At 39.2% G+C, this 12,001-nt stretch carries 10 protein-coding genes; 5 read left to right on the top strand and 5 right to left on the bottom strand.

From position 1 onward, the window contains the following. Nucleotides 1–106: 106 nt before the first annotated feature. Genes RTR63_RS10175 through RTR63_RS10165 form a run of 3 tightly spaced genes read left to right on the top strand, consistent with a single transcriptional unit; the run spans nucleotide 107 to nucleotide 6,061 of the window. Nucleotides 107–1,657 carry a type I restriction-modification system subunit M gene (locus tag RTR63_RS10175; protein ID WP_312524065.1) on the top strand — a complete coding sequence of 517 codons (1,551 nt, stop codon included), beginning with the start codon at nucleotides 107–109 and terminating at the stop codon, nucleotides 1,655–1,657. Beyond that, the gene (locus RTR63_RS10170) at nucleotides 1,654–2,775 is read left to right on the top strand and encodes a restriction endonuclease subunit S (RefSeq protein ID WP_312524064.1); all 1,122 of its coding nucleotides are present in this window, start codon (nucleotides 1,654–1,656) and stop codon (nucleotides 2,773–2,775) included. The genes RTR63_RS10175 and RTR63_RS10170 overlap by 4 nt, the downstream gene beginning before the upstream one ends. 52 nt (nucleotides 2,776–2,827) lie before the next feature. Continuing rightward, complete coding sequence (locus tag RTR63_RS10165; RefSeq protein ID WP_409418212.1) at nucleotides 2,828–6,061, top strand: type I restriction endonuclease subunit R; 3,234 nt, start codon at nucleotides 2,828–2,830, stop codon at nucleotides 6,059–6,061. A gap of 69 nt (nucleotides 6,062–6,130) precedes the next feature. Here the strand turns inward: RTR63_RS10165 and RTR63_RS10160 are convergent, their stop codons facing one another. Both RTR63_RS10160 and RTR63_RS10155 read right to left on the bottom strand, forming a co-directional pair. Further along, entirely contained in the window at nucleotides 6,131–6,544 is a 414-nt protein-coding gene (locus tag RTR63_RS10160) for a hypothetical protein (protein ID WP_312524062.1), read from the bottom strand. Nucleotides 6,545–6,623: 79 nt separating this feature from the next. Next, nucleotides 6,624–6,869: a hypothetical protein gene (locus RTR63_RS10155; protein WP_312524061.1), complete on the bottom strand. Its 246-nt coding sequence runs from the start codon at nucleotides 6,867–6,869 to the stop codon at nucleotides 6,624–6,626. A gap of 773 nt (nucleotides 6,870–7,642) precedes the next feature. Here RTR63_RS10155 and RTR63_RS10150 point away from each other — a divergent pair. Beyond that, entirely contained in the window at nucleotides 7,643–8,392 is a 750-nt protein-coding gene (locus tag RTR63_RS10150) for a recombinase family protein (protein ID WP_312524060.1), read from the top strand. A 98-nt stretch (nucleotides 8,393–8,490) separates the two neighbouring features. On the opposite strand, the gene RTR63_RS10145 is transcribed toward RTR63_RS10150, so the two are convergent. Then, on the bottom strand, nucleotides 8,491–8,889 hold the full coding sequence (locus tag RTR63_RS10145; RefSeq protein WP_312524059.1) for a hypothetical protein: 399 nt from the start codon (nucleotides 8,887–8,889) through the stop codon (nucleotides 8,491–8,493). Nucleotides 8,890–8,987: 98 nt separating this feature from the next. Here RTR63_RS10145 and RTR63_RS10140 point away from each other — a divergent pair, with 98 nt between their 5' ends. After that, on the top strand, nucleotides 8,988–9,272 hold the full coding sequence (locus RTR63_RS10140; protein WP_312524058.1) for a hypothetical protein: 285 nt from the start codon (nucleotides 8,988–8,990) through the stop codon (nucleotides 9,270–9,272). A gap of 333 nt (nucleotides 9,273–9,605) precedes the next feature. Here RTR63_RS10140 and codA read toward each other — a convergent pair whose 3' ends face one another. Continuing rightward, nucleotides 9,606–10,853, bottom strand: coding sequence for a cytosine deaminase (gene codA, locus RTR63_RS10135; RefSeq protein ID WP_101965226.1), 1,248 nt, complete (start codon nucleotides 10,851–10,853; stop codon nucleotides 9,606–9,608). A gap of 63 nt (nucleotides 10,854–10,916) precedes the next feature. Beyond that, nucleotides 10,917–12,001: cytosine permease (gene codB, locus RTR63_RS10130; RefSeq protein ID WP_312524057.1), on the bottom strand; the 1,085-nt coding region annotated here is incomplete at its 5' end.

The raw sequence follows: 12,001 nt of genomic DNA, 5'->3' as shown, positions 1-12,001 counted from the left end.
ATCAAAATTTCCTCATTATGTCCTTTTGTATATTAAATGTTCAACACAACCTAATTTCATTGTATTTATCAAAACAAAATTAAGTGATTCATTAAAGGGAAATCCCATGGCTCGCGCTGCAAAAAAAGTAGATAAACAAGAACCGTTAGAGGTTGTACTGTGGAAAGCAGCGGACAAACTTCGCAAAAACATTGATGCTGCAGAATACAAGCATGTTGTCCTTGGTTTGATCTTCCTCAAATACATTTCTGATTCATTCGAAGCTCACTACAACTTATTGGTTGAAGGGGAAGGGGAGTTTGCAGGGGCTGACCCAGAAGACCGCGATGAGTATACCGCATACAACGTATTCTTTGTGCCTGAAAATGCGCGTTGGTCTTATCTGTTAAACCAAGCGAAGCAGCCTAACATTGGTAAATTGGTTGATGAGGCGATGGAAGCCATCGAAAATGACAACCCGCAATTAAAAGGTGTTTTGCCAAAAGTCTATGCGCGTCAGAATCTCGACCCTACCAGTCTTGGTGAGTTGATTGACCTGATTGGCAATATTGCCCTAGGTGATGCCAAATCACGCTCTGCTGACGTTTTAGGCCATGTATTCGAGTACTTCTTAGGTGAGTTCGCTTTGGCTGAAGGTAAGCAAGGCGGTCAGTTCTATACGCCTAAATCGATTGTAAGCTTATTGGTCAATATGCTTGAGCCATACAAAGGGCGGGTATTTGACCCATGTTGCGGTTCAGGTGGTATGTTTGTCCAGTCTGAAAAATTCTTAGAGTCGCATCAAGGCTTGGTCGATGATATCTCAATCTATGGTCAAGAGAGCAACCAAACCACGTGGCGATTGGCCAAAATGAACCTTGCTATTCGTGGTATCAACTCAGAGCATGTGAAGTGGAACTCTGAGGGTTCATTTCTCAATGATGCTCACAAAGACTTAAAAGCTGATTTTATCATTGCTAACCCGCCGTTTAACGTCTCAGACTGGAGTGGTGAGCAGCTAGTGGGTGATGCACGTTGGCAACTCGGTACACCGCCTACAGGTAATGCTAACTTTGCTTGGATGCAGCATTTTCTGTACCACATGAGCCCCAAAGGTCAGGCCGGTGTCGTGCTTGCAAAAGGGGCGTTAACGTCTAAGACCAGTGGGGAAGGGGATATTCGTAAAGCTTTGGTCGCTGAGGCCAATGTCATCGACTGTATTGTCAATCTTCCTGCCAAGCTGTTTTTGAATACCCAGATTCCGGCTGCTTTATGGTTTATGCGTCGTGACCGTGTGGGTTCAACGCAGTATCAAGATCGCAGTAATGAAATTTTATTCATTGATGCTCGTAATCTAGGTCATTTGATTAACCGCAGAACCAAAGTATTGTCTGATGAAGACATTAAGCTGATTACTGACACTTACCACAACTGGCGTAACAAAGGTGGTGAGTATGAAGACGTTGCAGGCTTCTGTGCATCTGTTCCACTTGAGAAAGTGGCTGAGCTTGACTATGTGCTGACTCCAGGTCGTTATGTTGGTTTAGCTGATGATGAAGATGAGTTCGACTTTAAGGAACGCTTTATAAGCTTAAAAGCTGAGTTTGAGTCACAGCTTGCAGAGGAAGCAAAGCTAAACCAAGCCATTGCTGAGAACTTGGCAAAGGTGGTTGTATGAGTGAATGGAAAGGCTGTCTGCTTGGTAGCATAGCTGAAGTACAGACAGGACCTTTTGGCAGTCAATTAAAGAATGAGCAGTACATTACAGGCGGTACACCTGTAATTACTGTTGAGCATATTAATGCTTTTAGAATTCAAAATATTGACTACCCATCAGTTACTGAGGCTGATAGACAAAGACTTTTGAAATACTCTCTCGATGCTGGTGACATTGTCTTTACTCGAGTCGGTTCAGTTGATTTGAGTGCTTATGTCAAACCTGAGAATCAGGGTTGGCTATTTTCATCTCGTATGTTGAGAGTTAGGGTTTCTTCACTTGAAGTTGATTCACTATTCTTAAGTTACTTTTTTAGACAAGACAAATTTAGAGAGTACATTCTGAACATTGCTGTTGGTGCAACGATGCCTTCAATCAATACACAGATTCTCAAAGATATCCCTATATCTTATCCACCTCTCCCTGAACAAAAAGCCATAGCCTCAGTTCTATCATCGTTAGATGACAAGATCGACTTACTACATCGTCAGAACAAGACTTTGGAAGCCATGGCTGAAACACTGTTTCGTCAATGGTTTATTGAGGGAGCTAGAGAGGGTTGGAAAGAGGTATGTTTGGGTAACCTTTTCACAATTTCTAGTGGTAAAGGTTTGAAACGTGAACAGTTTAATGATTTAGGTTCAATACCTGTTTTAGGTGCAAATGGGCAAATAGGTCGTACAGATCAAATTCTTTTTGAAGAACACCTAATTTATACAGGTAGGGTAGGAACTCTAGGAAAGGTTTCAATAGTGGAGGGCCAACCTGTTTGGTTGTCGGATAATACATTAGTCTTTAGAGATATTGAATACTTTTACTTCACGTACTTCCATCTGAAAGCTGTTAATTATCAAGACTATAATGTGGGAAGTACGCAGCCACTGATCAGACAATCTGATATTAAGGAAATAGTAGTACCGTTTCCTTCAGACTTAAACATTATTAATGAATTTGAATTCCAAGCTAAAGACTTATTTGGAAAAATCAAAACCAATCGAAAGCAAATCCAAACACTTGAACAACTACGAGACACCTTACTTTCTAAGCTCATGAGTGGTGAAGTCAGAGTCCAATACTAGCAATTAGACACCGCCTTAATAGGGATATAGAGGACAACACACCGTGACTAAGATGACCGAATCAGACATAGAGCTGATGGCAATAGAGCGATTAGAAGGATTAGGCTATACCTACGTCTATGGTCCTGATATTGAATCCAAAGGCGCTAATCCACTACGTAGCTATAAGCAGGTCATCTTAGAATCCAACGTATTGCAAGCCCTACAGCGTCTGAACCCGCATCTCAGTGAAGACAAATGTGTTGAGGCACTCAAGCAAATCACCAACTTGCACTCGCCCGATCTGCTGACCAATAACCAAGCCTTTCACCGCTTACTCACCGAAGGCATTAATATTGAAGTCAGCAAGGACGGTCATACTCAGGGTGAATATGCTTGGCTGATTGACTTTAATGAACCCACCAACAATGAATTTTTGGTCATTAACCAAGTTACCATCAAAGAAGACCGTTGGACCAGACGACCTGACCTGATTCTGTATGTCAACGGCTTACCGTTAGTGGTTATTGAGCTCAAGAATGCCACGGATGAAAACGCCACCGTAGAAGGCGCTTATCGACAAATCCAAACGTATCAAAGTCAGATTCCTAGCCTATTTACCTACAATGCTTTTAACATCATCTCCGATGGTCTAGAAGCCAAAGCAGGCACTATATCAGCCGATTTTAGCCGTTATATGGCGTGGAAGACCACCAATGGTCAAACCAAAGCCAAAAGCACCCAAGCACAGCTCGAAGTCATCATTCAAGGCTTGCTAAATCCGGTCACGCTATTGGACATGATTCGGCATTTCATCGTCTTTGAATCGAGTAAACAAGAAGACGCCAGTGGTCTAATCACCGTTAAAACCATTAAAAAAATGGCCGCTTACCATCAATACTATGCGGTAAATGCCGCAGTCCTCTCGACCATTCGCGCCTCTGCCGTCAGCTCAGATGCCAAATCTGCAGAAGTTGCCATACAACAGCAGGGCAGAAACAAGCACGAATTGGTACAACAACAAGCAATGGGTGATAAAAAAGCCGGTGTCGTGTGGCATACCCAAGGGTCAGGTAAGTCCCTGTCGATGGTGTTCTATACCGGAAAAATCGTCTTGGCCTTAGACAATCCCACGATTGTGATTATCACCGACCGTAATGACCTTGATGACCAACTGTTTGGCACCTTTGCGGCCTCCAGTCAACTACTCAGACAAACACCCAAGCAAGCAGAAAGCCGTGAAGAACTTAAAGAATTACTTAAAGTGGGTTCAGGTGGCGTCATCTTTACCACCATTCAGAAGTTCCAACCGGATGATGGCGGCAGTGTCTATGAGCAACTATCAGACCGAAGTAATATCGTCGTCATTGCCGATGAAGCCCACCGTTCACAGTATGGCTTTAATGCAAAAGAAGTCGATGTTAAAAATGATGACGGTGAAGTGGTTGGTAAGCGCACCGTGTATGGTTTTGCCAAATACCTAAGGGATGCGTTACCCAATGCCACTTATCTTGGTTTTACTGGCACCCCGATTGAAAAGACCGATGTCAATACTCCGGCGGTATTTGGTAACTATGTCGATATCTATGACATCTCTCAAGCGGTGGAAGATGGTGCCACCGTTCGTATTTTCTACGAAAGCCGACTTGCCAAGATTGCCATCAGTGACGAAGGCAAACAACTGATTGAAGAATTTGATGATGAATTTACCGAAGATGACTTAAACCAAACCCAAAAAGAACGTGCTAAGTGGGCACGGGTTGAAGGCTTAATCGGTAGTAAAGAACGTATCAAAGCCATTGCCAAAGACATCGTTGAACACTTTGAACAGCGTCTGATCGCTAATGCCAATCAAGGTAAAGGCATGATTGTCAGTATGTCGAGAAGAATTGCAGTCGATCTGTACAATGAGATCATAAAGCTTAGACCCGAATGGCATAGCGATGACTTAAATGATGGCGTGATTAAGGTGGTGATGACCTCATCTGCCTCAGATGGTGAAGCCATTGCTAAACATCATACCACCAAGCAACAACGTCAAATCCTAGCCAATCGTATGAAGGACAATGATGACAAGCTCAAGCTCGTTATTGTGCGTGATATGTGGCTGACAGGTTTTGATGCGCCAAGTATGCATACCCTCTACATTGATAAGCCTATGAAAGGTCATAACCTGATGCAAGCGATTGCGCGTGTCAACCGTGTCTATAAAGATAAGGTGGGTGGTTTAGTGGTGGACTATCTGGGTATTGCCTCGGACTTAAAAGAAGCCTTGTCCTTTTACTCTGAAGCGGGAGGTAAAGGCGAACCTGCATTAGTACAGGATGAAGCCGTTGCCATCTTACAAGAAAAGCTCGAAGTGCTTGATGGCATTATGCATGGCTTTGACTACCGCGAATACTTTACCGCAGATACCTCACGTAAACTCAATATCATTCTTGAAGCCGAAGAACATGTTCTTGGGGTCGATCAAGGCGAAGGGAAGACCCGTTTCTTAACCGCCGTCACCGCCATGTCACAGGCATTTGCGTTAGCGGTGCCACATCCTCACGCTATGGAAGCAGCGCCAGTGGTGGCTTTCTTTCAAGCGTTAAAAGCTCGTCTTGCCAAGTTTAGCGATGGCACAGGCAAGGTTTCGGGACTTAGTAATGCGGAACTTGAGGTCAAAGTGAAGCAAACCATTGACCAAGCCCTAGTCACCGAACAAGTCGTCGATATCTTTGATGCCGCAGGGATTCAAAAACCCGATATCTCAATCTTGTCTGATGAATTTATGCAGGAGATGAAAGACTATCAGCATAAGAACATTGCCCTTGAGACACTCAAAAAACTACTCAGCGATGAAATCAAGGTGCGTGAACAACGCAGTGTCACCCAAGGCAAAAAGCTGATGGATATGCTAACATCAGCAATCAAGGGTTATCAAAACAAAGTACTCACAGCTGCTGAAGTGATTGATGAGCTCATCAAATTAGCGAAAACTATCCAAGAGTCTGATAGACTGGCGGAAGAATTAAACCTTACCGAATACGAGTATGCTTTCTATTCAGCAGTAGCTGAGAACGAAAGTGCCCGTGAACTGATGCAAAAAGATATCTTGCGAGAGCTGGCAATCGTACTTACCGAATCGATTCGTAAGAATGTGACCCTAGATTGGACGATTAAAGAATCAGCGAGAGCCAAGCTTAGAGTCATTGTGAAGCGACTGCTTAAAAAATATGGCTATCCACCGGATATGGCATTACTCGCGACCGAAACGGTGCTTGAACAGGCTGAGCAGTTGGCTGATGAGCTAGCTGCGGCTTGATTGGTGATTTTATTTGTAATAAAAGGTTTGATTAAGTAATGAAAAGACCTATATGAAAATTATTATACTTCATAGTTGTGTTTGAAGTAGATATGCTGATCGTGGTAACCAAAATTTTCCATGGGAATTATAGTGATCAGTACAGTCGACTATCAAAATTTTTGTTTCATCTTTTTTCCAAACAAAGTGGAGTACCATATCGGATGTATAGTAGTCACCATACTTACTTGGAGTGTAAGCAGGTATGCCGATATGATAATGCCAAAGGCTATTAGCACGCGTATAAATATAATCTGGATCAGTTTGATCTAAATTTCGCCAAGAAGGGCTTATTTTACCTTTATATATACCCTGGTCCTTAGTATGGGATCCAAGCCCATGTTCTTCCACTAAAGCTGTGAAATCTAATATTGCATCTTGTAAATCTTTTGGAAAATTTTGGAATTCTGTTATAAATTTATCACCGTAATATACATCAAACACAATAAAGGCCTATCCTAATCAAGATAAGCCTATTATATATCACGTTGCTAAGCAGTATAAAAAATAAAATAAAGTACAATTATGTTTTCTGTAATTGCTTTGCTCTATTTAATAGAAAGGCACGCTTTTCTTCACGTGTTAAGCCTCTAGGCATTTTTATAGAGTTAGTAGATAACGCTTTATCCATACGTTCTTTATCTAAACGAATTGGAATATATGATGAATTATTAGTTGACATAAAACTAACATAAGCTCCCTTTCTAAGAGTAGAGTGATTGACTTGAGAAATAACGTCATAGTCAATATAAGGTACACATAAACCCATAACGCCTCCTTTCTCTAATGTCAAACGTTTATGTTTTTTTATCGTCAGATTAATAAAATTTACTGTGTACTATCGTACATATTAGATATTTTATATCACCACGATATGCTAATCAATTCTTTTATTTACAAAAAACAAACAATCATAATTTTTTTTGCTGTGGCGAGAATAATAAATTATCATAAGTAGACTGTGTATTGAGTAATTACAACATTCTATTAAATTACAATAAAACGACAATTAATTGATAAATTAACTGGAAAAAGATGAAACACGTTTGTATAATGCGCCCCCTTTTTTTGTAAGAAAATTTCATAGATAATGACAAGGTTATATGTTGACTCTTAATAAAAAAATGTACACATTATAAACTTTACCTTAAAGTCATTAACTTTAGAACAAAATCTTAGTTTGTCTTTTATAGTCTCTTTCGAATTTTCAATTTATCTGATATAGATTTCTAAATACCCTCATTTAAAATAAAAAGTCACTGATTGATTGGCTTTTTTACCTTTTAGCTATTTTATACCTTGGGGTCAGCACAGAATTCGGATCATATAGGGCGGTAAGTACATTTGTTTAGTATTTAATCGACGGTAATAACTTTTACTCAACACCATAGCAACCTATGGAAAATAGCCATCTGTTATAGGTATATCTCAATCGGTTTATAAAATTCCATTCAAAATAACTGTTATTTAATCTGTTATAGTGCTATATTTTACTCTAAACGGATTACACCGATTGAATTAAACCAAAACAGATTAATAGTTATGACAATCCGAGCTTATTTAAGAGCCAGTACCAATAAACAAGATGCTAATCGAGCCGAAGAGTCGCTGAAAGATTTTGTCAAACAGTTTGGACAAAAGATTGATGTTTTCTATCGTGAGAATGAAAGCGGCACAAAACTTAACCGGCCACAGCTTAACCAACTATTAGCGGATTGTGATACTGATAGTCAAGGCAATGGTGATATTTTACTGGTAGAAGATATTGATCGTTTAACACGATTAAAGCCAAGTGAGTGGGAAATACTAGACGGACGTATCAAGTCTAAGGGTGTTAAGTTGGTAATTATGTCATTGCCATTATCGCATGAGCCCCTGAAAACCAATATTGCCACCCATGATGATATCACTCGGGCTGTCATGAAAGGTATGAGCGATATGATGATTCAGATTCTAGCGACCATTGCTAGAAATGATTATGATAAACGTCGATACCGACAACGTCAGGGTATTGATAAGGTGTTAGCTGATCCTAAAACGCACCGTACTAAGTATAAAGGCAAGCAGGCAAACACCAAGCAATACGAACGTATTTTACGGTTGATTGATAGCCACCATACTTACAAAGAGATCAAAGAAACGCTCAATGTATCAAACGATACTATCGTCAATGCGAAAAAATGGCGCAATGAGCAGCAAGCGTCCAAAGATAAGGACAACCAACCGCTTTTTGAGCCCTCAGATTTGGAACAACCAAAAATAAAACGTAGGGGTAGGAAACCGACTCTATAACCAAAGGTAATGACAATCTAAATGCTAAAACAGAGACTATTAAAAATTGATTATCTATTAAAGGGTTAAGGCCACCGTGATTAAGATTTCTTTAGATACTAATTTGAACTTACATAATTAAATTCTAAAGTGTCCGTGGTATAACGTCCAGTAGCTATACAATTTTCCGCATAAATCTCTCGAGTTCCCGATAAAATAACTTTTCTTTCATTAACCACATAACCATTTACTTTATAATTCAGTGGGCTTACACAATATTTTGAAAAAACCTTAGCTGTACCAGCATATTTATTGCCAATGCGATGACCATCAAATAGAACTGTACCTTTTGAAACGCCTGTTTTAAGCATTTTATTTGATGGAATTTCATATGAGAATGTTCTATGGTTGCCATTGCTACTTAAACGCATGATTGAACCATTATGATTCCAATACGAGTCAGCAAAGGCATTACATGCAAATAAAACACTCAAACTACAGATTAAAAATTTTTTCATTTTGATATCCATGATTTATAAGCTAAGATTTATTATATTAGCTATATGTTTGTTGTATCAAATTAATCAGAAATTTAATTAAAGATTTAGGATGAATAATGAAAAACTTAAAATCCTTACTCGGTATTATTACTATTTATTTGGCTGCAAGCATACCAAGTATAGCCTCAGCAAAAACATGCAAAGTAGCAGATCCAACTGGAACACCTTTAAAATATCGTTCAGCGCCTTATGGAAAGGTTCTAGGAGCCCTTAGCAACGGCACTTATATTTATATTTCAGAATTTCGTACAGACAAAAATGGACAGCTATGGGTAAGAGCTTTCAGTGAATACGATGACCGCTATCTAGGATGGGTATACTATAAATATTTAAGCTGTTAGGGGGATTATAAGCAGTTACACATTTTCGGGGAAAGTCTCCTTTTTTTACCCAGAAAATGAGAAAAATTCTTAAAAATTGACAGAAATGACATTACATCTAACCCTTTTAATCATAAATTTACGCAATTTGATTTTATTGGTTTTAGTAGATAGTAGAAAGCCAATAAACAGGCAGAAGATTAAGAAAATAAAAAATACTATGGAAAACACTTGTTTTCCATAGATTAGCCCTATTATCACGCTAATTTATAATGGTATAATACTCGATAAAATTCCTTAGCGTACATTATGGTCCGAATTCTCAGACGACCCCAAATATGATCTAACATTTCACTAACCAAAAACTTTAGCCTCTACTTTTTCTTCAAATCTTTCCATAATTTTCTTACCATTTTTCACACTTAGAATTGGTTTAGCTTGATTGGTTAGAACCTCATAATCATCTTTGACATTAAATAAGATAAAACTTGCAGGGCGGTTGACCTCAATGCCATATTCTTCATCTAAAGCCATTGTTTTAGCTGAATTATCTGAAATAAAATCCAAACAACGTTGTAAATCTTCATAGCCTAACATGTGACATATATGAAGACCTGCATCTAAAATTCTTAAAATATTACCATTACCTACGGGGTACCAAGGATCACGAATAGAGTCTTGAGCAAAACAAATATTCATTCCTGCCCTATCAATTTCAGGAACCCTTGTTATACCTCGACGTTTTGGATAAGTATCATATCTGCCCTGTAAATGGATGCTTTCTGTAGGACACGAAATAAAATTAATTTTAGAGCGTTTTAAAAGACGGAATAATTTAAAACAATAAGCATTATCGTAAGATCCCATAGCTGTGGTATGACTTGCTGTAACACGGGTACCTATACCTCTGACTAACGCTTCATCAGCTAACACTTCTAAAAAACGTGAATTAGGATCATCTGTTTCATCACAATGAACATCCACAAGAACGTTATATTTCTCGGCTAAATCCATTAAATAATAAACGGAGCTGACCCCTTTATCTCGAGTATATTCAAAGTGCGGTATACCACCGACGACATCGGCTCCGATTCTTAATGCTTCCTCAAGCAACTCTCTACCATTCTTAAATGATTCAATGCCTTCTTGAGGAAAAGCGACAATCTGGAGATTTACTGCTTCTTTGATTTCTTCTTTTACCTCAAGCATGGCATGTAGTCCGACTAGATTAGGGTCAGTTATATCCACGTGTGTTCTGACATGTTGAATGCCATGTGCCACAAGCATATCAACTGTTTTTTTAGCACGTTGTTTAATGTCATCGTGAGTCACAGTAGCTTTACGTTGAGCCCATCGCTCAATACCTTCAAACAAAGTCCCTGTCATATTCCATTCGGGTTCACCAGCAGTCAAGACGGCATCTAAATGGATATGCGGGTCAATGAAAGGTGCCATTAAGAGATTTTCTTTGGCATCAATTGTATCTGTATCACTATCAACGCTAATACCCGTCTGTAATTCAATACTTTTAATCACATCATTGTCACAAGTGACAGTATATAGACCTTCTTTTTTTCTTAATCGTGCATTAATTACTTTCATTTTTTTTTCCAATATCTAATAGTTTTTTAAAAATATTTTCTCATTATGCTCATAGCTAAAAATTTAAATCGAGGGAGCAATCACTTGAGCTGTATCTGAAGATTTTGCAGGCGCAAAGCGTAATAGAACCAAATAAGTCACACATGAAACTAAGATGCCGACAATTGGTGCTACCCATGGAGAAGCGTAAGCAGCAACCGCACCAATCGCATAAGCAAATAATCCAGCCCAGTTGAAGTTTGGTATTTGTGCTTCACTTAAGAGTGGATACTTACCTTTATGTCGCACCCAATAGTCAGTCATAATTACCCCACCAATCGGTGGAATAATTGAGCCTAATAAGAGAAGGAAAGGAATTAATAATTCGTACATACCAGCTACAGCTAAAACTATGCCTACAACTGCAGCTATCATAACCATCATTTTTCGACGATCACTGCGAACCAAATGGCAGGCCGCTGCAGATACGTTATAAATGGTGGGACCTTGAATTGTTAATAAATTTAGACAAAGCATTGCTACCGCTGCAAATGATAGGCCTTGTAATACCAATACCTCAAAAATATCTGATTGTTGATATACAATCGCCATCCAGGCGCCTGCTAGAACCATGAGACCATTGCCAATTAGAAAGCTTAAGAGACAAGCCCAAACTGCTACTTTCCCAGATTTTGCCATTCGAGTCCAATTAGTAATTTGAGTAGCACCACTGGCAAAAGTACCAAACACAATGGTGATAGCCGTTGCAAACGTCATCGTTTCTTTGGAAGTTGGTTTTACATTGAATAGTTGACTTAATCCACCTATATGATTTGTTGCGACTACAATTGAACCAATTAGCACAACAAACATGAGTGGGATAGCCACTCTTGATAGATATTCAAGTCCTTTAAATCCTATTAAGGCAGTAATAGAAAAAATGATCCCAAATACGACCATCAGTGGAATTGTGAGAGTTACTGATAGACCTAAAATTTTAACCAATGAAATGGCGATTGTTGCAGTACCCCATGCATACCAACCTAATTCGGCAAATCCTAGGATAAAATCTGATAGTTTACTACCTAGATTTCCAAAGCAGAATCGACCCATCAATACGGTGTTTAGACCACTACGAGCAGATATTAAGCCAAGCGAAGCAGCATAGG

This window comes from Moraxella sp. CTOTU47724 (assembly GCF_032014955.1).
In the GTDB taxonomy this organism is placed as follows: Bacteria; Pseudomonadota; Gammaproteobacteria; order Pseudomonadales; family Moraxellaceae; genus Faucicola; species Faucicola tetraodonis.
The sequence above is the reverse complement of the archived record's forward strand: the minus strand, read 5'-3'. Positions and strand labels throughout refer to the sequence as shown.

Coding starts and splice junctions, on each gene's coding strand:
- RTR63_RS10175 (WP_312524065.1), top strand. CDS start 107: ATGGCTCGCGCTGCAAAAAAAGTAGATAAACAAGAACCGTTAGAGGTT.
- RTR63_RS10170 (WP_312524064.1), top strand. CDS start 1,654: ATGAGTGAATGGAAAGGCTGTCTGCTTGGTAGCATAGCTGAAGTACAG.
- RTR63_RS10165 (WP_409418212.1), top strand. CDS start 2,828: ATGACCGAATCAGACATAGAGCTGATGGCAATAGAGCGATTAGAAGGA.
- RTR63_RS10155 (WP_312524061.1), bottom strand. CDS start 6,869: ATGGGTTTATGTGTACCTTATATTGACTATGACGTTATTTCTCAAGTC.
- RTR63_RS10150 (WP_312524060.1), top strand. CDS start 7,643: ATGACAATCCGAGCTTATTTAAGAGCCAGTACCAATAAACAAGATGCT.
- RTR63_RS10145 (WP_312524059.1), bottom strand. CDS start 8,889: ATGAAAAAATTTTTAATCTGTAGTTTGAGTGTTTTATTTGCATGTAAT.
- RTR63_RS10140 (WP_312524058.1), top strand. CDS start 8,988: ATGAAAAACTTAAAATCCTTACTCGGTATTATTACTATTTATTTGGCT.
- codA (WP_101965226.1), bottom strand. CDS start 10,853: ATGAAAGTAATTAATGCACGATTAAGAAAAAAAGAAGGTCTATATACT.